16 protein-coding genes and 1 pseudogene are annotated in these 22,569 nt (G+C 70.5%); 9 read left to right on the top strand and 8 right to left on the bottom strand.

What is annotated here, in order from left to right; genetic code table 11:
• Window positions 1-29: 29 nt before the first annotated feature.
• The 3 genes from CNR27_RS02870 (at window position 30) to CNR27_RS02860 (ending at window position 4,776) form a co-directional block, all read left to right on the top strand.
• Window positions 30-1,718 (top strand): M28 family peptidase, encoded by a 1,689-nt coding sequence (locus CNR27_RS02870; RefSeq protein ID WP_096296855.1) that lies wholly within the window; start codon window positions 30-32, stop codon window positions 1,716-1,718.
• A gap of 83 nt (window positions 1,719-1,801) precedes the next feature.
• A complete protein-coding gene (locus CNR27_RS02865; RefSeq protein ID WP_096296854.1) occupies window positions 1,802-2,842 on the top strand; it encodes a patatin-like phospholipase family protein in 1,041 nt (346 codons plus the stop codon).
• 314 nt (window positions 2,843-3,156) lie between these two features.
• On the top strand, window positions 3,157-4,776 hold the full coding sequence (locus tag CNR27_RS02860; protein WP_096296853.1) for a mechanosensitive ion channel: 1,620 nt from the start codon (window positions 3,157-3,159) through the stop codon (window positions 4,774-4,776).
• 395 nt (window positions 4,777-5,171) lie between these two features.
• On the opposite strand, the gene CNR27_RS02855 is transcribed toward CNR27_RS02860, so the two are convergent.
• The 4 genes and pseudogenes from CNR27_RS02855 to coaBC all read right to left on the bottom strand — a co-directional run bounded on the left by CNR27_RS02855 (window position 5,172) and on the right by coaBC (window position 10,531).
• Window positions 5,172-6,011 (bottom strand): DNA ligase, encoded by an 840-nt coding sequence (locus CNR27_RS02855; RefSeq protein ID WP_245815733.1) that lies wholly within the window; start codon window positions 6,009-6,011, stop codon window positions 5,172-5,174.
• A gap of 505 nt (window positions 6,012-6,516) precedes the next feature.
• Entirely contained in the window at window positions 6,517-8,847 is a 2,331-nt protein-coding gene (locus CNR27_RS02850) for a phosphomannomutase/phosphoglucomutase (RefSeq protein WP_096296851.1), read from the bottom strand.
• Window positions 8,848-8,859: 12 nt separating this feature from the next.
• Entirely contained in the window at window positions 8,860-9,318 is a 459-nt protein-coding gene (gene dut / locus CNR27_RS02845; RefSeq protein ID WP_096296850.1) for a dUTP diphosphatase, read from the bottom strand.
• Window positions 9,315-10,531, bottom strand: a pseudogene (coaBC, locus tag CNR27_RS02840) (bifunctional phosphopantothenoylcysteine decarboxylase/phosphopantothenate--cysteine ligase CoaBC). Before coaBC ends, dut begins: the two are co-directional and overlap by 4 nt.
• Window positions 10,532-10,702: 171 nt before the next feature.
• Between coaBC and radC the strand changes: the two are divergent.
• From radC to CNR27_RS02825, 3 genes are all read left to right on the top strand, one after another.
• Window positions 10,703-11,377, top strand: a complete 675-nt coding sequence (gene radC, locus CNR27_RS02835) for a RadC family protein (RefSeq protein ID WP_096296849.1) — start codon at window positions 10,703-10,705, stop codon at window positions 11,375-11,377.
• Window positions 11,378-11,423: 46 nt separating this feature from the next.
• On the top strand, window positions 11,424-11,819 hold the full coding sequence (locus tag CNR27_RS02830) for a YchJ family protein (RefSeq protein WP_096296848.1): 396 nt from the start codon (window positions 11,424-11,426) through the stop codon (window positions 11,817-11,819).
• An 88-nt stretch (window positions 11,820-11,907) separates the two neighbouring features.
• Window positions 11,908-13,125: a lytic murein transglycosylase gene (locus tag CNR27_RS02825; protein WP_096296847.1), complete on the top strand. Its 1,218-nt coding sequence runs from the start codon at window positions 11,908-11,910 to the stop codon at window positions 13,123-13,125.
• Between the two features lie 364 nt (window positions 13,126-13,489).
• On the opposite strand, the gene CNR27_RS02820 is transcribed toward CNR27_RS02825, so the two are convergent.
• The 3 genes from CNR27_RS02820 to CNR27_RS02810 form a co-directional block, all read right to left on the bottom strand.
• Window positions 13,490-13,996, bottom strand: a complete 507-nt coding sequence (locus CNR27_RS02820; RefSeq protein WP_222843119.1) for a hypothetical protein — start codon at window positions 13,994-13,996, stop codon at window positions 13,490-13,492.
• Window positions 13,997-14,064: 68 nt separating this feature from the next.
• The gene (locus CNR27_RS02815; protein ID WP_096296845.1) at window positions 14,065-15,120 is read right to left on the bottom strand and encodes a LysM peptidoglycan-binding domain-containing protein; all 1,056 of its coding nucleotides are present in this window, start codon (window positions 15,118-15,120) and stop codon (window positions 14,065-14,067) included.
• 754 nt (window positions 15,121-15,874) lie between these two features.
• Window positions 15,875-16,297 (bottom strand): I78 family peptidase inhibitor, encoded by a 423-nt coding sequence (locus CNR27_RS02810; protein WP_157745230.1) that lies wholly within the window; start codon window positions 16,295-16,297, stop codon window positions 15,875-15,877.
• A gap of 99 nt (window positions 16,298-16,396) precedes the next feature.
• Here CNR27_RS02810 and CNR27_RS02805 point away from each other — a divergent pair, with 99 nt between their 5' ends.
• Window positions 16,397-18,124 (top strand): M28 family metallopeptidase, encoded by a 1,728-nt coding sequence (locus tag CNR27_RS02805; protein WP_245815731.1) that lies wholly within the window; start codon window positions 16,397-16,399, stop codon window positions 18,122-18,124.
• 184 nt (window positions 18,125-18,308) lie between these two features.
• Here CNR27_RS02805 and tyrS read toward each other — a convergent pair whose 3' ends face one another.
• Entirely contained in the window at window positions 18,309-19,526 is a 1,218-nt protein-coding gene (gene tyrS, locus CNR27_RS02800) for a tyrosine--tRNA ligase (RefSeq protein WP_096296843.1), read from the bottom strand.
• 163 nt (window positions 19,527-19,689) lie between these two features.
• On the opposite strand from tyrS, the gene CNR27_RS02795 reads away from it, so the two are divergent.
• Together CNR27_RS02795 and CNR27_RS02790 are read left to right on the top strand one after the other, a co-directional pair.
• Window positions 19,690-21,153, top strand: a complete 1,464-nt coding sequence (locus CNR27_RS02795; RefSeq protein WP_096296842.1) for a M23 family metallopeptidase — start codon at window positions 19,690-19,692, stop codon at window positions 21,151-21,153.
• Between the two features lie 67 nt (window positions 21,154-21,220).
• A complete protein-coding gene (locus tag CNR27_RS02790; protein WP_096296841.1) occupies window positions 21,221-22,354 on the top strand; it encodes an anhydro-N-acetylmuramic acid kinase in 1,134 nt (377 codons plus the stop codon).
• The last annotated feature ends 215 nt before the right edge of the window (window positions 22,355-22,569 follow it).

Below are 22,569 nucleotides of genomic sequence, written 5' to 3'. Positions count from 1 at the left end.
CCGTCGCCCTCCCGCATCGGAGCCACCGCATGACCCGTCCTCTGCTGAGCGTTGCCTGCGTACTGATGCTGGTGGCCTGTGATGGACGTAGCGAGGATTCGGCATTGCAGGCGCAGACCGCGCCGGGGGCGCCGATGCCGCCTGCACCGGTGGTCGTCAATGACACACCGGCCGGGCAGCGGATCGAGGCGGACGTGCGCGCGCTTGCCGACGACCGCATGGCTGGACGGGAAACCGGCACCCCCGGGTTTGATCTCGCCGCCGAGCATGTCGCGCAGCGTTTCGCCGATATCGGGTTGCAACCCGCGGGCGACGAGGGCGGCTGGTTCCAGCGTGTCCCGCTGGTACGCGCCACTGCGGACCCGGATGCGGCCGCGCTGTCGGTGGCGCGCAACGGCCGCACGATCGCGCTGCGCGCGCGCGACCAGTTCCTGCCGCTGCCGGACTTCAATGCCGGTGCCACCGAACTCACCGCGCCTGCGGTGTTCGTTGGCCAGGCGATCCATGCGCCGGAACTCGGCCACGACGACTTCGCAGGCATGGATCTCGATGGCCGCATCGCGATCGTGTTCGGGGGTGCGCCGCGCAGCTTCGAGCCCGACCCCTTCGCGCATTACGCCAGCCTGCGCACCAAGACCGAGGCGATCGTCGCGCGTGGTGCGATAGGTCTGGTGCTGGTCAACACCGTCGACGACGAAGCCGGCTCGCCCTGGGCGCGCAGCGTCGCGCAGGCGAGCCGACCGGCGATGCGCCTGCGCGATGGCGACGACCGGCCGATCGATACCCCTGCCCAGCTGCGCGCGGGCGTGCGCGTCGCCGCGACCGCGGCCGACCTGGTGTTCGCCGACGGCCCGCGTACCGCGGCAGAACTGTTCGATGCCGCGCGGGCCGGCCGCCTGGCGCCCTTCGCGCTGCCGGGCACGATGACCCTGCGCACGCGCAGCCATATCGACCACATCGAATCACGCAACGTGCTCGGCATGTTGCCCGGCAGCGATCCGGCACGGGCCACGCAGTCGATCGTGCACACCGCGCATCTCGACCATCTCGGGCACGGCGCGCCGGTCGACGGCGATGCGATCTACAACGGCGCACTCGACAACGCGCTTGGCGTCGCGATCCTCATCGAGGCGGCGCGCGAGCTTGCGCAAGCTGACGCCGCGCCGGGGCGCAGTACGCTGTTCGCCGCGCTCACCGCCGAGGAGCACGGCCTGCTTGGCGCGCAGTGGCTGGTCGCGCATCCGCCGGCGGCGGCAGGCAGACTGGTCGCCAACATCAATATCGACATGCCGGTCCTGACCGCGCCGACGCGCGACATCATCGCCATCGGCAGCGAGCATTCCACATTGCAGGCGGCGGTGACGCAGGCCGCGGAAGCGGTCGGTGTCGATGTGTCGCCCGACCCCTTCCCCGAAGAGGTCGCGTTCGTCCGCAGCGATCAGTACGCGTTCATACGCGCCGGCATTCCGGCGCTGTACCTCGACGCCGGCGTGAGCCCGGCCAACGACAGCCAGAATCCGAAGATCGCGGCGACCTGGTTCCTGCGCAACTGCTACCACCAGCCCTGCGACCAGGTGGATCTGCCGATCCAGTACGCGGACGCGGCGCGCATGGCGCGCGTGAGCGCGGCGCTCGCCCGCATCGTCGGCGATGCGGAAGCGGCGCCGCGCTGGAATGACGGCGACTTCTTCGGCACGCGTTTCGGTAGCGCCCGCTGAATCCCGCGCGTCCGCGCGTGCTTCAGCCGCCGACAGGCGCAGCGCGCGTATCCTCGGCCCGTCCCGCAACGGCCCGCCATCACATGCGTTTTCGCACCGCCCATCGCCACGCGCGCACCGCGCTGATCACCGCCGCCCTGTTCGTGCTCGCCGCATGTGGTCGTGACGACATACGCCCGACCCCGCCAGTCGCCGTGCAGCCGGCAACGCCGGCGCAGGTGACGCCGCGGTCGCAGCCGGTACGCATCGGCCTCGCGCTCGGTGGCGGCGCGGCCAAGGGCTTCGCCCACATCGGCGTGATCAAGATGCTCGAAGCGAACGGCATCAAGGCCGACGTCGTTGCCGGCACCAGCGCCGGCAGCGTCGTGGGGGCGCTGTATGCAAGCGGCATGGATCCGTTCCAGATGCAGGAGCGCGCGGTGGCGCTGGACGAATCGAGCATCCGCGACGTGCGCCTGTTCTCCGGCGGTCTGGTCCAGGGCGTGGCGCTGCAGAACTACGTCAACCAGGAGGTCGGCAACCGCACGCTCGACCGGATGCGCATCCCCTTTGCCGCCGTCGCCACGCGGCTGGAGACCGGCGACCGCATCGTGTTCGTGCGCGGCAATACCGGGCAGGCGGTCCGCGCGTCGAGCAGCGTGCCGGGCGTGTTCGAGCCGGTGAAGATCGGCGACCGGCATTACGTCGACGGTGGCGTGGTCAGCCCGGTACCGGTCGATGCAGCCAGGCAGCTCGGCGCGGATCTCGTCATCGCGGTCGACATTTCCAGCAAGGCCAGCGGCACGATGCCCGGCAGCATGCTCGGCATCGTCAACCAGTCGATCGCGATCATGGGTCAGAACCTGGGCCGCCAGGAGCTGGCCCGCGCGGACGTGGTGATCCGTCCCCAGGTCGGCGACATCGGGCCGGCAAGTTTCGAACAGCGCAATGCGGCGATCCTCCAGGGCGAACGCGCGGCGCTTGCGGCGATGCCGCAGATCCGCGAGAAGATCGCCGGGTTCGAACGCGCACGTGCGGCCGCGTCTGCGCCCGCAAAGCCGGTGGAGCCTGCACCTGTCGACATCGATTGCGGCGACAGCTGGGTGCGTCGCCTCAATCCGTTCGCGAAGGAACGCGCCTGCTGACACCGAGCGCGGCGACGCCGCGCTGGCTGGACCCGCATCCCCAAGTGACTGCAGACGGGCCGGATGACGATCGCAGTCCACGGCCCAGGCCTCCGCCCTGCACAGCCTGTGTTCACCCCGAGCCCACACCGGGCGCGGCCACACTGTGCCCGGCACGGAGTTCGACCTCGCACGCGAGGCGTCACGCATCAGCCGGTTCCCGCGACGCGACTTCCCATCTCCGATGCTGATCCGTCCTCGACCGCGCATTTGACGCGGCCGACCATCCATCGATCGGCGCGGCGCTCGCCGCGTCCCCGCGAGGAGACTGTTCCATGCCCCCCAACACACTTGCCCGGCAACTCGAACTGAGCCTTGGCCACTACCTGCCGGCAGTGCTGGGCGCCGTCCTGGTGCTGATCCTCGGGCTGATCGTGGCGCTGTTCGTGCGCGGCCTGATCCGCACCGGGCTGACCAGGCTGCGGGTCAACGAACGCCTCAACAGCCAGACCGCCGCGCAGCTCGACATCGTCAAGGTGGCGGCGTCGATCGGGTTCTGGTTCGTGATCCTCCTCACCCTGGTCGGCGTCTTCAACGTGCTGCGCTTCGACGGGCTGTACGGACCGTTCTCGGCGCTGACCACCGAGGTCATGCTGTACCTGCCGCGGATCATCCTCGCCGGCGTGCTCGCGCTGGTGGCCTGGCTGCTGGCAACCGTCCTGCGCGCCGCGATCAACCGGCTGATGGCAGCGGGACGCTGGGACGAGCGGCTGTCGGCCTCGGCCGGCGTCAAGCCGATTTCGGCCGTGCTCGGCGATGTCGTCTACTGGCTGGTACTGCTGCTGTTCCTGCCCGCGATCGTCGGTGCGCTGCGCATCGAAGGCCTGATGGTTCCGCTCGCGGGGATGACCGAGCAGGTCACCGCGATGCTGCCGAACATCTTCGCCGCCGTCGTCATCGGCCTGGTGGGCTGGCTGGTGGCCAAGGTGCTGCGTGGCCTGGTCACCAACCTGCTGGCAGCGACCGGCATCGACCGCTTCGGCAATCGCGACGGCGTCACCGAAGGAATGAAGCTGTCGCAACTCGGTGGCACGCTCGCCTTCATCCTGGTGATCGTGCCGACGCTGATCGCCGCGCTTGATGCGCTGGCGATCCGCGCGATCTCCGAGCCGGCCAGCGAGATGCTCGGCATCTTCCTGAGCGCGATTCCGAACATCCTGGCCGCGGCGCTGATCCTGATCGTCGCCTGGTACCTGGGGCGGTTCGTCTCGGGGCTGCTGGCGCGTCTGCTCGAGAACCTTGGCTTCGACAGTGTGCCGGAACGCCTGGGCCTGGTTCATCTGTTCAGCCCGACGCCGCGCACGCCATCGCCCTTGGACACCGCGCTGCAGTCGGCGGATCCGGTCGCCGCCGCGGGCACGTCCGCGCCCGCGCCTGGCACGCTGGTCGATCCGACCAGCGGCGCGCCGTTGACGACTGCGTCCCGGGCCGGCGGACTGTCCGCCTTCGTGGGCCGCGTGGCGCTGTTCTTCATCATGCTCTTCGCCACCGTCGAGGCGGCGCACCGGCTGGGCTTCGTCGGCGTGCGCGACCTGCTGGCGACCTTCATCGTCTTTGGCGGCGACATTCTGCTCGGCGCCGTGATTCTCGTCGTCGGCTACTGGCTGGCCGACCTTGCCGCGCGTGCGATCCAGCGCGCGAATCCCGTCGGTGGTCCCGGCCTCTCGCGGATCGCCCGTATCGCGATTCTCGGCCTGGTGATCGCGATGGGCCTGCGCGCGATGGGCATTGCCGACGACATCGTCAATCTCGCCTTCGGCCTGGTGCTGGGCGCAGTCGCGGTGGCCACGGCGCTGGCCTTCGGCCTGGGCGGACGCGAAGCTGCGGGACGCGTGGCGGACCGCTGGGCCAAGGGCTATCTCGAGCGTCGCCGGGATGACGAGCGGCTGCCGTGAGATCGGCTGTTTGAAGTGAGAGAAGGCCCGCCTTGATGGCGGGCCTTTTTTCTGTGCCGGGTTCGGTGCCCGCGAAGGTCGCGGGCGGCTTGGAGGAGCGGGCGACAGGCGCGCCCTCACTGGAAGAGGGCCCAGCGCCCGCGCATCTCCAGCGGAGTCGCCGCACGCCTTCTTCCTCCGCGCGGGGAACCCCATTGAGGGCGCGTGAGCCACGCGGCCGCTTACGGAGCTTGCTGGCTCGACGCCGCGGACCGACTGAATCGGAGAGCGGGCCGCGTGGCTGGAAAATCCTGCCGCCGTTGCCTTCAGCCGGGTGACCCTCACTTTCGCATCGGCCTTGGGGAGGGGCGTGCGCAGGAAGCGGGGCCGGTGTATCCGGGACGAATCAGCGATTCCTAGGGAGGCATCTCGTCGCGGGTGCGCATGAAGCGTGCGAAGCGCGGCAGGCCGGTCGAGGTGAGGCCGTTGTAGCGATAGGTCACCCAGCTGCCGGGCGGCGGCGGGTTGGCGCGCTGGGCGTCGGTGAAACCGGTGCCGATCCGGAAGCGACGCCCATCGTGATGCTCGACCACCAGCGCACCGAGCACGCCCGCGTACTTGCCCTTGCCGGGCGTGTGCGCGACCACGCGTGCTTCGGCGTCGTCATGCGGTTTGAGTTTGAGCAGGGCGGCGCTGCGCCCGACGCCGTAATGTGCGTCGGCGTGGTGCAGCATCAGTCCTTCGCCGCCGGCGGCGACGACCTGCGCGAGGCGTGCGTCGAGCGCGGCGCGTGTCGTCATCCGGGTCTGTTCGACCGCCCGCAGCTGCGGGCGTGCCGTCTGCGCGACCAGGGCGCGCATCGCCACCACACGTTCCGAGAACGGGCCCGCATGCGCCGGCAGGTCGAACACCATGAAGCGCACTGCCTCCCAGGCCGCGGGATCGGGCCGGGAGCTCCGTGCAATCCCGCTGACGACATCGAAGCGGCCGCGCGCGACCCACAACTCGCCATCCATCGGCGTATCCGGCCAACCCGCGACGAATGCCGGCGGCGTGGCGATGCGGTGGCCAGCGCGCGTCCACAGCGCCCGGCCATCCCAGCGCGCACGCACGCCGTCGAGCTTTTCGCTGACGTAGTACGCCGGCACGTCGATCTGCGTGGTGCCGAGGTCCCGGGCGAGCATCAGCGCGGGCGGCGATGGCGCAGCTGCCTGCAGTGGTATCGAGACCAGCCACAACAGGACCGTCAGTGCCACGTGGGCGCGGGAGCGATGGTGGCGTCGCATCTGCCGGCTTGCTCGGACGAGGACGGCCAGACTGCGATGCACAGTAGCGTCGCGCCTATGGCAGGACGTCGCGATGGACGGTCGGCGCGGCGCCTGGTCCTCTGTCGGAAGGCAGGACGGCCCGGGACGACCGGGTCAGGGCGACCCGGCGCTTCGCTGCGTGGGGCGGGAGACGATGGGCTGCAGTTTGCGCGGGCACCGCCCTGTCGAAGCGCAGATCCGGGAAGGCAGTAACCATTTTGCGCTGCTGCCGGCCGCCGCCTATCGCGCCTCTTCCGGGGGCCGCTCCCGCGGCCGGCGCCCGTCCGTGCCCTTGCAAGCCGACGTGTCGCACCTGCGGCTCCAGCGGCGCACCTGCGAAAGCGTCGGCGCACACCCCGGGGCTTCCGCACGGGCGCCCCGCTTCGTCGACGTGCGCTGATGGCGCCCCAGCAGAGACGTCAGGCGGTCGGCCGCTGGCCGCGGAAAGCCGCTCTCAGAACGGCAATTCCAGATCCGGATCGATCGCCAGCAACTGCCCGCGGAAGGTCTGCTGGATTCGCAGCAACGCCTCGCGGCTGTCGGCGTCGAACCGCAGGACCAGCACCGGCGTGGTATTCGACGCACGGACCAGACCCCAGCCGTCCGGCCAGTCGGCACGTACCCCATCGATCGTCGACAGGCGCGCGCCGTCGAAAGCGGACTCGGCCTGCACCCGCGCGATGAAGGCGTGCGGATCGCCATTGGGCGCGGGCACCTTGATCTCCGGCGTCGACACGCCGGTCGGCAAGGCCTTGAGCACGGCCGAGGGATCGTCGTCGAGTGCGAGGATCTCGAGCAGTCGCGCAGCGGCGTAGATGCCGTCGTCGAAGCCGTACCAGCGCTCGGCGAAGAAGAAGTGGCCGCTCATCTCGCCGGCCAGTTCGGCGCCGGTCTCGCGCATCTTGGCCTTGATCAGCGAATGGCCGGTCTTCCACATCAGCGGGCTGCCGCCGTGGCGCAGCACGTGGCCGGGCAGGCGGCCGGTGCACTTCACGTCGAAGACGATCATCGCGCCCGGATTGCGCTCCAGCACGTCGGCAGCGAAAAGCATCAGCAGACGGTCGGCGAAGATGGACTCGCCGTCCCTGGTCACTACGCCCAGACGGTCGCCATCGCCGTCGAAGGCGATGCCGAGGTCGGCATCGAACCGCTGCACGGTGCTGGCCAGATCGACCAGGTTCTGCGGCTCGCTCGGATCGGGATGATGGTGGGGAAAGGTGCCGTCGATCTCGCAGTACAGCGGCACCACTTCGGCGCCGATCGCCTCGAGCACGCGCGGCCCCAGTTCGCCGGCCACGCCATTGCCGGCATCGACGACGACCTTCAGCGGCCGGGCGATCTGGATGTCGTCGGCGATCCGGCGCACGTAGTCGTCGCCGATGTCGCGCTCCGATACGGCGCCCGGCTGCGGCGCCGTGTACAGACGGTCCTCGGCCACCCGCGTATGCAGGTCGGTGATTGCTTCGCCCGACAACGTCTCGCCGCCGACGACGATCTTGAACCCGTTGTAGTCGACCGGATTGTGGCTGCCGGTCACCGAGATGCAGCAGCCGGTGCGCAGGTGATAGGCACCGAAGTACACCACCGGCGTCGGCGCCATGCCGATGTCGATCACGTTGCGGCCCGCCTTGCGCAGCCCGGCGACGAGACCGGCGACCAGCTCCGGCCCCGACAGGCGACCATCGCGCCCGACGACGATGTCGGTCAGGTCCTGTTCGCGCATCAGCGAACCCACCGCCTGGCCGACGAGTTCGGCCACGCCCGCATCGAGCGTCGTGCCGACGATTCCGCGAATGTCGTAGGCGCGGAAGATCGAAGGGTCGAGCACGACCGACGATGCGGCGGCCTTCTTTCTCGGCACCTCCTCGCGCACCGGCAGCGGCGTCGGCGCATCGCCCTCGGCGGCTTCGGGCGGCGCGCTGAGCAGCGATTGGGCCAGGGTGGGCGTGGTGTCGTCGGACCGGACGACCACTCCGCTCCCGCGCGGCAGGCGCAAGGCCAGCACCGCGAGCAGTGCCAGCAGGCCAGCAGCGGCGAGCAACGGAACCGCGCCCAGGCCCAGCGGCGCGGGGCCGACACGGGGCACGGCCGCGGCGATACGCAGCGGCGTGCCGGGAACAGGTTGGGCCATGCGTGCAGCCACGTTCGCCAGGCTTTCGTCGCCGCGCGCAAGGAGGGTGTGGTTGCCCTGGCGCAGCGCGAGATAGGTGGCCGGATCCAGCGGCGCGCCCTCGAGCCCGGCGGTCGCCCGCGCCAACGGCAGCTGAGCCAGCGCCACGCCGACGAGCCGGCCGTCCGTTTCGGCCGGTGCGGTCACCAGCAGTTGCGGCCTGCCGTCGATCGAGGCCACGGTCAGCGCCGGGCGGCCCGCGACCAGGGCCGCTTCGAGCGAGGACAGGCGACCGAAGCCGCCCTCGTCCAGCGCGGCGTACGCGCCCTTCAGATCGCCGGGGACGATTTCCGCCGCGATCAGTTGCGGCCAGCCGGCGGCGAGCGCGGCGCCCGCGGCTTCGAGATCGCCCGAGGCCAGCGCGCCCTGCACCGCAGGCTCGGCCAGGCGTGCCTCCAGACGGGCGAGTTCGGCGCCGAGCGATTGCGTCGTCGCGGCCACGGCGGCGTCGCGTCCCTGCTCGGCGGCGGCGAGACGCTGTTCTCCGCGCAGCTGCTGCCAGCCCACCCACGCCGCCCAGCCGGCCAGCAATGCCAACAACACCGCCAGCAACGGCGCGGCCTGGCGCAGCTGCGCCAGTACCACCGCCGTCTGTCGCGGTTCCTTATCGCTCATGTGACCTCCCCGTCAGCGCACGCCAGAATGCCCGAATCCCCCGGTCCCCCGCGCGGTTTCGACGAAAGTATCCACCACATTCAGGGTGGCCCGCACGACCGGCAGTATCACCAGCTGCGCGATCCGGTCGCCCGGCTCGATGGTGAAAGCGTCCTTGCCCCGGTGCCAGACGCTGATCATCAGCGGCCCCTGGTAATCGGCGTCGATCAGGCCGGTGCCGTTTCCGAGCACGATGCCGTGCTTGTGGCCCAGGCCCGAGCGCGGCAACACCACGGCGCACAGCCCCGGGTCGCCGATGTGGATGGCGAGTCCCGACGGCACCAGCGCGGCGTCACCGGGCAGCAGGTCCAGGGGTTCGTCGAGCGCGGCGCGCAGGTCGAGGCCCGCGCTGCCGTCGGTCGCGTAGGCCGGCAGCGGCCATTGCTGGCCGAAGCGTGCGTCGAGCACGCGCACGTCGAGGACACAGTTCATCGGACTTCCTTCATGAGTCGGTCGGCGAGCATTGCGACCAGACGGTCGGCAATCTCGGCCTTGGAAGCCGGGCCCAGCTGGACCTGGCCTGCGAGGTCGTGCACCCGCAGCGTGTTGTCGTCGCTTTCAAAACCGCTGCCGGCCACCCCGACCCGGTTCGCGGCAATCAGATCGACGCGCTTGGCGAGCAGCTTGGCCCGCGCGTTGGCTTCGACGTCGTCGGTCTCGGCGGCGAATCCGACGACGAGGGTCGGGCGCGGCGTGGAAGCGGCGACATCGGCGAGGATGTCGCGGGTGCGGACCAGCTGCAGGCTCAGGCCGTCTTCGCCCGGCCGCTTCTTGATCTTCGAGGGCGCGACCTGCGCCGGAGTGAAGTCGGCGACCGCGGCGGCGCCGATATAGACATCGGCCGGCAGCGCATCGAACACCGCAGCGTGCATCTGCGCGGCCGAGCGCACGTCGACGCGGCGCACGCCACCGGGCGTCGGCAATTGCACCGGACCGGCAATCAGCACCACCTCGGCGCCGGCGCGTGCGGCCGACGCGGCAATCGCGAATCCCATCTTGCCGCTGCTGCGGTTGCCGAGGAACCGCACCGGATCGAGATCCTCGAAGGTCGGACCGGCGGTGACCAGCACCCGGCGGCCGACGAGGGCGCCGCTCATAGGGGCAGCGCAGAGACGATGGCCTGCGGCTCGGCGAGCCGGCCCGGACCCGACTCGCCTTCGGCCAGCGGCCCGTTCTCGGGGCCGATCACCTGCACACCGCGCGAGCGCAGCATTTCGATATTGGCCTGGGTGGCCGGATGCAGCCACATGCGGTGGTTCATCGCCGGGCACACGGTCAGCGGCGCCGTCGTCGCCAGGCACAGCGTGGTCACGAGGTTGTCGGCAAAGCCATGCGCAAGCTTGGCCAGGGTGTTGGCCGTCGCCGGCGCCACGACCACGCGGCTCGCCCAGCGCGCGAGTTCGATGTGGCCCATCGCGGCTTCGGCGCCCGGGTCCCACAGCGTGGTGCGCACGATGTGGTGGGAGACCGCCTGGAATGTGGTCGCGGAGACGAACTGCTGGGCGCTCTCGGTCATGGCGACGCGCACCTCGGCGCCGGCGTCGCGCAGCCGACGGACCAGGTCCGCGGCCTTGTAGGCGGCGATGCCGCCACAGACACACAGCAGGATGCGCTGCCCGTGCAGCGGAGTCGAAGCGGCGCCCATCGTCGGCGAAGTCCTACCGGAAAACCGGCAGACAGCTTACCCGAAGCATCCGCCCCAGCCGGCTGCAGGCGCAGCGGGTGCGCGCTGGAATGGAGTCTTCGCCGGTCCGGGTGGCGCGTCGCTCTCCCCTTGCGCACGCCGCCCGTACCGGCGCTCCCGAATGGAACGCATATGCACATCCGCGAATGGCCGGCGACCGAACGACCGCGCGAGAAGCTGCTGGGCCAGGGCGCGACCGCACTGTCGGATGCCGAACTGCTGGCGATCTTCCTCGGCTCCGGCCTTCGCGGCCAGGACGCGGTGACGACCGCACGCCAGCTGCTGGCCGCGCACGGCCCCCTGCGCGCGCTGGTCGAGCGGGGCGCGAAGGGCCTGGCTGCCCTGCCCGGCCTGGGCCCCGCTCGCGCCTGCGCGCTGTCGGCCGCGCTGGAGCTCGGCAACCGGGTGCTCGCGGCGGAGCTGGCGCGCGGCGAAGCGATGACCGACCCGGCAGCGGCCGGCCGCTATTTCTCCCAGCGCCTGCGGGGTTACACACACGAAGTGTTTGCGGCCCTGTTCGTCGACACGCGGCACCGCGCGCTTGCCTTCGAGGAACTGTTCCGCGGCACGATCGACGGCGCCGAGGTCCACCCCCGCGAAGTGGTACGGCGCGCGCTGGCGCACAATGCCGCCGCGGTGATCGTCGGTCACAACCACCCCAGTGGCAGCCGCGAACCCAGCGCCGCCGATCGCGCGGTCACCGCGCAGCTCAAGCAGGCGCTGGCCCTGGTCGATGTGCGGTTGCTCGACCATTTTGTCGTTGGCGATGGCGCCGCGGTGTCGCTCGCCACGCGCGGCTGGGTATAGCGGGCGCGCGGTTGGCGGTTGGCGTCTCCGCCCGCACACTGGCGCCATGTCGAAACCCGCCCCTGTCGTCGAACCCTGTCCCTGCGGCCGAGGCCGTGCCTATGCGGCCTGCTGCGGCCCTCTGCATGCCGGCGCGCCAGCGGCGGACGCAGAAGCGCTGATGCGCTCGCGCTACGTCGCCTATGTGCGCGGCGACGCTGACTACCTGCGCGCCAGCTGGCACGCGTCGACGCGTCCGGCGGCAATCGACTTCGAGGAGCCGCAGCCGGTCTGGCTGGGGCTCGACGTCAAGGCCCACGATGTCGTCGACGCCGCGCACGCGGAAGTCGAGTTCGTCGCCCGCTACCGCGTTGGCGGTGGCAGCGTGGTGCGTATGCGCGAGCGCAGCCGCTTCGTACGCGAGGACGGCCGCTGGTTTTATGTCGACGGCGACCTCAGCTGAGCCTCCGGTGAAACCGCCGCGCTGCGGGGACGCAAGCGAGACGCGCGCTCGTGCACAGTGGTGGTCCCGCTCCGCGCTGGACTTTCGCATGTCGCTTCGTTTCCGCTCCGTGGCCTTGGCAGGCCTGTTGCTGTCCACCGGCAGCGCCGCCGCGCAGACTCCCGCGCCCCCGGTCGATACCGCCGCCTTCGCGCGCTGCATGGCCGGCATCCGCGCCGACGCCGCCAAGGCCGGCATCCCGGCGGCCGCGTTCGACCGGCTCGCCGACGTGACGCCGGACATGTCGGTGCTGCCCCTGCTCGATTCGCAGCCCGAGTTCACCACACCGCTGTGGGACTACCTCGCCGGTCTCGTCGACGATGAGCGCGTCGCCGACGGTCGCGCGAAGCTGGCCGAGCACCGCGCACTGCTCGACCGCGTCGCCGCGCAGTACGGCGTGGACGCAGAGACCGTGGTCGCGGTGTGGGGCGTCGAGAGCGATTACGGGCGCATCTCCGGCAAGCGGCCGCTGCGCGTGTCACTGGCGACCCTGGCCTGCAATGGCCGTCGCCAGCCGTTCTTCCGCGGCGAGTTCCTCGCGCTGCTCAAGCTGATGCACGACGGCGATCTGCGCGATCCTGACACCACCGGGTCGTGGGCCGGGGCATTCGGGCATACGCAGTTCATGCCGAGCACCTATGCGCGCATCGCGGTCGATTTCGACGGCGATGGCCGCCGCGATCTGGTCGACAGCATTCCCGACGCGCTGGCCTCGACGGCGAACTATCTCAAGCAGTCCGGCTGGCGCACCGGGCAGCCCTGGGGGTACGAGATCAGGTTGCCGACCGGCTTCGACACCGCGCAGGCGGGACGCACGAACCGCAAGACCGTGGCCGACTGGACCACACGCGGCGTCACCCGCCTGGACGGCGGAGCGCTGCCGAGCGGTGACACGCGCGCGGCGGTCATCGTGCCGACCGGGGCGAAAGGCCCGGCCTTCATGGTGTTCCGCAACTACGACGCGATCTATTCCTACAACGCGGCGGAGAGCTACGCGCTGGCGATTGCGACGCTCGCCGACCGCCTGCGTGGCGGCAGCGGTCCGATGACCGCGTGGCCGACCGATGACCCGGGCCTGTCGCGCGCGCAGCGTCGCGAACTGCAGACGCTGATGCTGGCACGCGGCCATGCGATCGGCGAGGTCGACGGCATGATCGGCACCGAAAGTCGGCGCGCGATCCAGTCCGAGCAGCGTCGCATCGGCTTGAGCCCCGACGACGGCCGCGCCGGTGCGCGCATCCTCGATGCCCTGAAGGCCGGTCGCTGACCGGCCGCTCCTGGCCTGCGGACCCGGGGCGGCGGCGAGCATCGCAGCGAGGCGCATCAGGGACGCTGGGATGGGGCTGCGCGCTGGGCGGGGCGCAATGATCGAATTGCCCCCCACAGCCTGGATCATGGCGTGCAACCGGCGATGCCCGAGGTCGCGCCGATCCCGCTGCGCGCACGGTGACGGGCCCAGTGACACAGGGCGCTACGTCACTCGAGTGAGGAGCAAACGCCCTGCACCGCGCCGTGGCCAGGGCCAGCGCGACCGCGGAGACGCCCCTATCGCCGGATCAGGTGTCGCGGTCAGAACCGGTTATGGTCCTTTCCGGCGCAGCTGGTTTTGGCCATGCGCGCCGATCGGCTGTTCAACGCGCCGCTCGTCGCACATAGCGGCCGTTGAGATCGGCCTGCATCGCGCAGAGCGCGAAGTCGGTGTCCACGATGGCCGCGTCGCCTTCGAGCGTGACGGTCACGGCTGATGGCCGGCGTTGCAGATCGGCTGTGGTCACCGACATCAGCGTGCTGTCGAACGGCACCACGTTCGCTTGGATGCGATCGCCCTCACGGGTGCCTCGGGCATGCAGTTCGCAGTCGGCCACCATCCCCGCGCCCTCGATGGGCGCGCCGCCGCCCTGCAGGCGGATGGTCCATTCGCCATTCCCGGCGTCGCGCAGTTCCAGAGTGCCGACACGTGCGCCGGACCTCGCGTACTCGCCGGCGGGAGACGCGGCCGGAGCAGTCACGGGGGCTGCCGGGTCCGTTTTCGGCGTTCTGGACGACGGCAGGGTCTGCGCCCGCGCCTCGGCCGGCCTGTCACCACAAGCTGCAACAAGGAGTGTCAGGGCGATGGCAGTGCAGGACTTGAGCATCATGACCTCACGAAAGGCGACGGACACCGCCCAGCTTCGTCCATCCGCACGCCCCGTGGAGCGCGCCGGTATCAGCCGAGCATCGCCTGTGCATCGGCACGCTCACGGGCGAAGCGGTTGGCCACGCTCTCCTGCGTCGACGCCGGCGCGCTCGGGAAGTGGACCAGCGCGCCATCCACGCCGCGGCGGCCGCGTTCGTCGTAGATCGCGTCGATCAGCGCGCGGTCGTAGGCGACGCCATCGTCAGGTGACAGCCCCCGGGCCTCGACATCGCGTACCGCGGTGATGACCACGTTGTTCGCCGGACCGTGCTGGACCGCGGTCGACCAGACCGCATCCTGCACCGCCTGCGAACGCGTCGAGATGTCGAGGCCGGTGTCGGCGGCCACGCGTTCGACCTGCACGTCGTGGTGCGTGCGCCGGATGAAACCGTGCTGCGCATCGCCGAAGGCCTGCGGCTCGCGTGCCGCGATCTCGCGCCAGGTCGCGCTGAACGCCGCGCTGCCCGGCGCCGAGGCTGCGAATTCCGGTGCCCACGCGCTGCCTTCGCTGGCGAGAAACTCCTGCGGACGTCCGCGACTGGTTGCCAGCTGGTAAGTGCCGTAGGAGACGCCGCCGGGATCGTCGATGCCGCTCGACACGGTGCCCGGGCCTCGCCCACCCGTTTCGTACTGCTCGGACAGGCCGCCTAGACGGTACGCGCCGGTGTCCGGCCGGGGTGCAGGGTCGGCCGGGCCCAGCGAAGGCTGCGCGGCGCCGGCGCCCGGCAAGGCGACGATCTGGCCGACCTGCAGGACGTCGGGGTTGCGGATCTCGGGATTGACCGCCAGCAACGCCGGGACTGTCGTGCCATGGGCGGAGGCGATGCCCCACAGCGTGTCGCCGGGACGCACCGCGACGCCCCCGGCGCCGGCCGGTATCGCCAGGGTGTCGCCGGGATAGATCACGTCCGGATTGTGGACCTGCGGATTGGCCGCGAGCAGCGCCGCGACATCGGTTCCGAATCGCTGCGCGATCGCCGAGAGGGTCTCGCCGCGTTCGACGACGTGCTGGCGGGCGGTGTTGCCGTCATCGCTGCGCCAAGGACCGACGCCGGCTGTCAGTGAGGTGGACAGGATCGTGGTCATGGCGACACCGACATGGACAGGACCTCGATGGCAGCTTCGCTCGCATGCGTGCCGCCCGCACCCCCGGACCAACCCTAGGGCGCAGGATTGCGCCGACGGGCACCGCGAAGTGTGACCGGTACCGACTGGCCCGCGCGGCCCCGACTGTCTGCGACGCTCCCGCCAGAGCGCGGGCTCGGAACCGGGTACCGCCGTCGCGCGTTCGATCACGCGGCGCCCGCGCAATGGAGGATGGCGATCCGGCGACGCGATCGAGACGCGATCGAAGTGCTTGCGGTCGTGTCACCGGCGTACCCGCCAACCGACGCCGATCCGCATTGCGGCGCCTGGCCTGCTCTGCGATCGTCCACGCGCCCTTGCAGCGGAGGCGACACATGCGCACTCCGGTCACCCTGCTCACGATCCTGCTGCTCGCAGGCTGCGGCTCCTGTGAATACCGCGACACCAATCCGCGTCGATGCGGACCCGCTGTGCGCCAGTCGGCCGGATCGGCCGGGCGAACCGGTTTCGCGCGGTTGCGAACGCGAGGCCAGTGGGCGCTGGACCCGTCGCGGCGATGGTCAGCCGGTGGACTTCAAACGGAAGGGTGACGAGCGCTGAGCCGGCGCCGAGGGGCGGCCGATGCCGCAAACAGCAGTTCGGAGCCGGTCGATTCTCGACGTGCGTCGGACGACGGCTCGATGTTTTCCGGGATCCCGGACTGCAACGCCCGGCTCGAGGCCGGGCGTTGTGCGACGTCCAGGCGTACCGCGGATCAGCCGCAGCGGAAGCCCGTGATCCTGCCGTCCGCATCGAGATCGATGTTCAGCCGGTCGGGCCGGAAATCCATCGTCGCCATGTCGCTGGGCCCCAGGGCGCGGTAGGAACTGGCCCCGGACTCCTGCGTCGCGCGGGCGTACACCGCTTCGCTGCCCTGTTCGCCGATCAGGCTCTGCAAGGCTTCGGTGTCGCAGGGAGTCGCCTCAGGCTCGGCGCCGGGCGCCGCTGCCCCCGAGGTGTTGCCGAACTCGGTTTCGATCGCGCTGCCCGCGCCGGTGTCGGCATCCGCCGCGCTGGCTGCGGGCAGCTCTTCCTCGAACGTTTCTTCGGGCGCCGGCGCGCAGGCGGCCAGGGCCAGCATCGGCGCGAGCGCGGCAGCGAACAGGTAGGGCGGTGCACTGCGCAGACGACGCATCATCGGGAACTCCAGAGCGGGAAGCCGATGGCCACTGTAGCCAATCGAAGGAGCATCGCCCACCTGCGGCATCATGGCCGCACGCCCGACCGTGGACTGCCGATGTCGACCCTGCCCCGCATGAGCGCGCTGGCTTGCGCCTTGTTGCTCGCCGCCTGTCCGCCTTCACGCGCCGAGGTACCCGCGGGCTCCGCGGGGCCAGCGACTGCGTCAGCCGTGGTTCCCGGGGGCGGCATCCAGGGCCACCATCTCGCCCGACACCTGTCGGTCCTGGCCTCGGACGACTTCCAGGGCCGCGCGCCGACGACCGAAGGCGAGGACAGGACCGTCGCCTATCTCAGCGGGCAGTTCGCGCAGGCCGGTCTCGAACCGGGCGGTGACGCGGGCGGCTGGACCCAGGCGGTCACGCTCGAGCGCAGCACGATCGACGGCCCGGTGACTGCACGGCTGCATGCGGGCGGCGCCACCCGCACGCTGGCCAATGGGGACGACATCGCGGTGGAAACCCTGCGCCCCGGGACGGGCGTGGACCTGTCGGCAGCGCCGCTGGTATTCGCCGGTTACGGCATTACCGCTCCGGAACTCGACTGGGACGACTACGCAGGGCTCGATGTCGCCGGCAAGATCGTGGTGGTGCTGATCAACGATCCGGACTTCGATGCCGCCGAGCCCGGCCCATTCGGCGGTCGCGCGCTGACCTTGTATGGCCGCTGGACCTACAAGTACGAGGAAGCCGCGAAGCGCGGCGCCGCCGGCGTGCTGATCGTGCACGAGACCGAGCCGGCCTCGTACCCCTGGGCGACGGTGCGCAACGGACGCGCCGGACCGCAGTACGACATCGTCCGTGCCAATGCCGAGGCCCATCACCTGCCCGTGCGTGGCTGGATGCAACGGCACGTCGCCGAACGACTGTTCCAGGACGCCGGCCTCGACTTCGATGCAGAGAAGCGCCGCGCGCAGCAGCACGGCTTCCGGGGCGGCGCGCTCGGCGATGCCACTTTGGATATCGCGTTCGAGGTCAAGCGCGAGCGCGTGGCCAGCCACAACGTCGTCGGCGTGCTGCCAGGCGCATCGCGGCCGGATGAAACGGTGGTCGTGTCCGGACACTGGGACAGCTTCGGCATCGGCGAGCCCGACGCCGCCGGCGACGCGATCATCAACGGCGCGGTCGACAACGCCACCGCGATCGCCTCGATGCTTGAACTCGCCCGCGTCTTCGCAGCTGGTCCGCGCCCGGCGCGCACGCTGCAGTTCATCGCGCTGACGGCGGAGGAAAACGGCCTGCTCGGAGCAACGTATTACGTGGCCCATCCGCTGCGCCCGCTGGAGACGACGGCGGCAGTCCTCAACATGGAAATGTGGAGTCCCGATGGCGAGACGCGCGACATCTCGTCCTGGGGCAAGGGCCGGGTGTCACTCGAGCGTGATCTGGCCACCGCGGCCGCGATCGATAGGCGTGACTGGTCGCCGGATCCCAATCTCGAAGCCGGCCTGTTCTACCGCGCCGACCACTTCGCCTTTGCCCAGGCCGGCGTGCCGGCGATCACGATCGGCCCCGGCATGGACCAGCTCGATGGTGGCGTCGAAGGCGGCAAGGCCGCGCGCGCGGATTACTTCAGCCACCGTTACCACCAGCCCGGCGACGCCTTCGACGCCAGCTGGGACATGGCCGGCCCCACGGCGGACACGCGCACGGTATATCGCCTGGCCGAGATGCTCGCCAATGGCGAACACTGGCCGCGGTGGGACGCCGACAGCGAGTTCAATGCGCGACGAGTGACGAGCGATGCCGCGCGTGCGGCGCCGGCGCGTCGAAGCACGCCGGACTGACGGAATCCGCTTCGCACCGACCGCCCCGAGTGATTGAACTGGACAGGCGCGTCGCGGCGGCGCGCTTGCATCCCCCTGCTTTCGGGAGAGGTCAGGCGCGTCGAGTGACGGTGAGAGGCTGTGAGCGCCGGGCCCCGCATCCGCCCGTCGCGCCCTTCCCGGGCGGGGGAGGGCACAGGATCCTTCAGCCCGCGACCAGCCGCACCCGCGCGAAATTGCGCTTGCCGACCTGCAGCACGCCTTCGAAGCCGGGCCTGAACTCCAGACCCGCGTCTTCGACCACCGCGCCGTCGATCTTGACCGCGCGCTCCTTGAGCTTGCGATTGGCTTCCGAATTGCTCGGCGTAATGCCCGCGGCGGTCAGCAGCGCACCGATCCGCAGGCCATCGGCCGGCACGGTGACGTCCTGCAGCGGCAGCAGCGACACATCGCCTTCGCCGGAGATCGCGACCTGCCAGCCGCGGATCGCGGTCTCGGCCGCGTCGGCGTCGTGGAAGCGTGTCGCGATCTCGCGCGCCAAGCGCAGCTTCACGTCGCGCGGGTTCAGGCTGCCCGCTTCCACCTGGGCCTTGAGCTCCCTGGCTTCGTCGATGCCGATGTCGAAGCTCAGCAACTCGATCCAGTCCCACATCAGTGCATCGCCGATCTTCATCGTCTTGTTGACCATGTCGATCGCCGGCTCGGTCACGCCGATGTAGTTGCCGAGCGACTTGCCCATCTTGTTGACGCCGTCGAGCCCGACCAGCAGCGGCATGGTCAGCACCACCTGCGGCGCCTGGCCGTGGCTTTCCTGCAGGCCGCGGCCCATCAGCAGGTTGAACTTCTGGTCGGTGCCGCCGCACTCGACGTCGGCCCTGAGCGCGACCGAGTCGTAACCCTGTACCAGCGGATACAGGAACTCGTGGATCGCGATCGGCTGGTGGCCGGCGTAGCGCTTGGCGAAATCGTCGCGCTCGAGCATGCGCGCCACGGTGTGCGAGGAGGCCAGACGGATCATGTCGGCCGCGCCCATCGCGCCGAACCACTCGGAGTTGAAGCGGACTTCCGTCCTGGCCTCGTCCAGCACCTTGAATACCTGCGCCTTGTAGGTCTCGGCATTCGCCAGCACGTCCTCGCGCGAGAGCGGCTTGCGGGTGGCGCTCTTGCCCGAGGGGTCGCCGATCATCCCGGTGAAGTCGCCGATCAGGAAGATCACCGTGTGGCCGAGGTCCTGGAACTGCCGCAGCTTGTTGAGCAGCACCGTGTGGCCCAGGTGGAGATCCGGGGCGGTGGGGTCGAAACCGGCCTTGATCCGCAGCGGGCGTCCGGTGTCGAGACGGGCTTGCAGATCCTCGCGCTTGAGGATTTCGTCGGTCCCGCGGGCGATCAGGTCCAGCGGGGCGGTGGCAGAGGGCAGGGGCATCGATGGAATCTCGGTATGGCTAGGTGAATGCGAGCCGCTGGTTAAGGCTTCGTTACGCGGCCCGGAAAACAAAATTTCCTGTCCGCTCAAGCATTTGACGCGTGGACCTCACATCTCTATGTTACGCCCCTGACACGCCGTTCACGCCCTCAGGACCCGCACGATGACGACTCTTGCCCCGCTACCAGGCGATGCGCACCATCAGCAGGTACTCCAGGACAACCTGCAGGCTGCGGCCCGGAACAAGGCGCAGGAGCAGCCCGTTCGCAGCAGGTTGTACCCCGGTCGCTGGACCCGCCGCGACTGGGCGCACGGCAGTCTGTTCGCGACTCTCGGCGTGCTGGTGGTCACCCTGGTGCCCGGCTTGTCGCAGGCGATGCGCGACGATGCACAGCAGCCACAGCACGATCTGGTCACGATGTCGCTGGCGTTGCCGCCGCTGACCGCAGCGCAGCGCAATGCGCAGACCCACGACAATTGGCAGCTGGTCACCGTCGAGCGCGGCCAGACCCTGGGCTCGATCTTCGCGAGTCTCGACCTGCCCGCCTCGACGATGCATCGCATCCTCGAACTGCCCGACGCCAAGGCCAAGCTGACCCGCATGCGTCCCGGCACCGAACTCGGCTTCGATCTCGCGACCGACGGCAGCCTCAACAAGCTGCGCTACGACCGCAGCGACACCGAGCGCGTCGAGCTCACCGTCTCCGGCGATGCGGTCGCCGAGCAGGTCATCGAGCGGCCGGTGGAGATCCGCAACGTGGTGATCAGCGGCAAGGTCGGCCGCTCGCTGTTCCATTCGGCGCGCAAGATGGGCCTGTCGGGCGCGAACATCAACACGCTGACCGACGAAGTCTTCAAGTACGACATCGACTTCAATTCCGACGTGACCCAGAACGACCGCTTCAGCGTGGTCGTCGAGCAGGTCTGGCGCGAAGGCGAGCTGATCCGCACCGGTCCGGTGCAGGCGGCGGTGTTCACCGCGAAGGGCAAGCCCTTCAGCGCGTTCCGCTACGAGCAGGACGGCAAGGCCGAGTACTACAACGCCGATGGCCGGCCGCTGAAGAAGAGCTTCATCCGCATGCCGATCCAGTACGCCCGCCTGAGCTCGCGCTTCGGCAGCCGCCGTCATCCGGTGCTGGGCACGATGCGCATGCACAAGGGCGTGGACTACGCCGCGCCGACCGGCACCCCGATCATGGCCGCCGGCGATGCCCGCGTGCAGTTCCGCGGCGTCCAGGGCGGTTACGGCAACACCGTGGTGCTCGACCACGGCCGCGGCCACACCACGCTGTATGCGCACATGTCGCGCTTCGGCAACATCCGTCAGGGCCAGCGCGTGTCGCAGGGCACCGTGATCGGCTACGTCGGCACCACCGGCCTGTCGACCGGCCCGCACCTGCACTACGAATTCCGCGTCAACGGCGCACACCGCAATCCGCTGCAGCACACGATGCCCGAGCCCGATCCGCTCAGCGGCGCCGCGCTGGCGCAGTTCCGCCAGCAGACCGGCCCGGCGCTGGCTCGGATCCGCGAGGTCGAGAACATCATCTACGCCGAGCTGCCGGCCAGGCCCGATCCCGACCGCCAGGTCGCCGGCGCCCCCCGCAGCAGCAACGACCGCGGCTGATCACACAAACGCCCGGCGCCTGCCGGGCGTTTCGGTTCCACCCCTCCCGCGTCCGGCCTGCCTCGCCATGTCCGACCTGTTCCTCGGCCTGATCTCGGGCACCAGTGCCGACGGGATCGATGCGGCGATCGTCCGCTTCGACGACCGCGCAGACGGCACCCTCGCCGCGCAGCTGGTCTTCGGCGCCACCTACCCCTGGGATCCCGCGCTCGCCGAGCGCCTGGTGACGCTCGGACAGCAGACGGCCCTGTTGACCCTCGACGACGTCGGTGACCTCGACGTGCGCATCGCCGATGCGTTCGCCGATGCGGCAAACGAGGCGATCCGGGACGCCGCCCTCGGCCCGGCCGACATCGCCGCGATCGGCTCGCACGGCCAGACATTGCGCCACCGTCCGAACGGGCGCGACCACGACGGCGTCGCACCTTTCACGCTGCAGCTCGGCGATGGCGCCCGCATCGCCGAGCGCACCGGCGTGGCGACCGTGGCCGATTTCCGCCGCCGGGACGTCGCCGCCGGCGGCCATGGCGCGCCGCTGCTGCCCGCGCTGCACGCTGCGCTGCTGCGCACGCCCGGCGAGGATCGCGCAGTGCTCAACCTCGGCGGCATCGCCAACCTGACCCTGCTGCCCGGCGACGGCGGCGCGGTGCGCGGGTTCGATACGGGTCCGGCGAACGGGCTGATGGATGCGTGGTGCCTGCGCCATACCGGCGCAGCCTTCGACCGCGGCGGCGCGCTGGCCGCTGCCGGCCGGGTGGATGCGGCGCTGTTGGCGCGGCTGCGCGCCGAGCCCTGGTTCGCGCTGCCTGCGCCGAAATCGACCGGGCGCGACCAGTTCCACCTGGGCTGGGTGGAGAGCGCATTGCGCGGCGACGAGACCGTCGCCGACGTGCAGGCCACGCTGCTGGCGCTCAGTGCCACAACCATCGCCGACGCCCTGGGCGCGATGCAGCCGCGCACGGCGCGGCTGATCGGCTGCGGCGGCGGCGTGCACAACCCTGCGCTGATGCGGGCGCTGGGCGAGGCGATGCCCGGCATGGTGGTGGAGTCCAGCGCGCTCCACGGGATCGACCCCGACCACATGGAGGCGATGGGGTTTGCCTGGCTCGCCCGGCAGACCCTGCTCGGCCGGCCCGGCAACCTGCCTTCGGTGACCGGTGCGGCCGGGCCGCGCGTGCTCGGGGTCATCCACCCCGCCTGACGCCGGGGGCCTGATCAGTCGCCCCGACCCACGTGCCACGCCCGGCGTGCGAAGGCGCCGGAGTCGCGGACGCCGCTTCGAAGTGCAGGTGTCAGCCGCGCACGTGTGCGCCAGCAGGCCACGCCGCTCGGCTGTCAGGCGCAGGCCGCCACCTGCGGAGCGCCCGTACGGCGGACTTGACTCCTGTCGCACCGGAGGCGCGCAACGATCGCGCT

It is taken from the genome of Luteimonas chenhongjianii (assembly GCF_002327105.1).
Lineage (GTDB): Bacteria > Pseudomonadota > Gammaproteobacteria > Xanthomonadales > Xanthomonadaceae > Luteimonas > Luteimonas chenhongjianii.
Note: the sequence above shows the minus strand (reverse complement) of the source record. Positions and strands in the feature narration are given on the sequence as shown.

Bases quoted from the DNA above. Each gene is read 5' to 3' on its own strand.
- CNR27_RS02870 (WP_096296855.1), top strand. From the start codon at position 30: ATGACCCGTCCTCTGCTGAGCGTTGCCTGCGTACTGATGCTGGTGGCC.
- CNR27_RS02865 (WP_096296854.1), top strand. From the start codon at position 1,802: ATGCGTTTTCGCACCGCCCATCGCCACGCGCGCACCGCGCTGATCACC.
- CNR27_RS02860 (WP_096296853.1), top strand. From the start codon at position 3,157: ATGCCCCCCAACACACTTGCCCGGCAACTCGAACTGAGCCTTGGCCAC.
- CNR27_RS02850 (WP_096296851.1), bottom strand. From the start codon at position 8,847: ATGAGCGATAAGGAACCGCGACAGACGGCGGTGGTACTGGCGCAGCTG.
- dut (WP_096296850.1), bottom strand. From the start codon at position 9,318: ATGAACTGTGTCCTCGACGTGCGCGTGCTCGACGCACGCTTCGGCCAG.
- radC (WP_096296849.1), top strand. From the start codon at position 10,703: ATGCACATCCGCGAATGGCCGGCGACCGAACGACCGCGCGAGAAGCTG.
- CNR27_RS02830 (WP_096296848.1), top strand. From the start codon at position 11,424: ATGTCGAAACCCGCCCCTGTCGTCGAACCCTGTCCCTGCGGCCGAGGC.
- CNR27_RS02825 (WP_096296847.1), top strand. From the start codon at position 11,908: ATGTCGCTTCGTTTCCGCTCCGTGGCCTTGGCAGGCCTGTTGCTGTCC.
- CNR27_RS02820 (WP_222843119.1), bottom strand. From the start codon at position 13,996: ATGATGCTCAAGTCCTGCACTGCCATCGCCCTGACACTCCTTGTTGCA.
- CNR27_RS02815 (WP_096296845.1), bottom strand. From the start codon at position 15,120: ATGACCACGATCCTGTCCACCTCACTGACAGCCGGCGTCGGTCCTTGG.
- CNR27_RS02810 (WP_157745230.1), bottom strand. From the start codon at position 16,297: ATGATGCGTCGTCTGCGCAGTGCACCGCCCTACCTGTTCGCTGCCGCG.
- CNR27_RS02805 (WP_245815731.1), top strand. From the start codon at position 16,397: ATGTCGACCCTGCCCCGCATGAGCGCGCTGGCTTGCGCCTTGTTGCTC.
- tyrS (WP_096296843.1), bottom strand. From the start codon at position 19,526: ATGCCCCTGCCCTCTGCCACCGCCCCGCTGGACCTGATCGCCCGCGGG.
- CNR27_RS02795 (WP_096296842.1), top strand. From the start codon at position 19,690: ATGACGACTCTTGCCCCGCTACCAGGCGATGCGCACCATCAGCAGGTA.
- CNR27_RS02790 (WP_096296841.1), top strand. From the start codon at position 21,221: ATGTCCGACCTGTTCCTCGGCCTGATCTCGGGCACCAGTGCCGACGGG.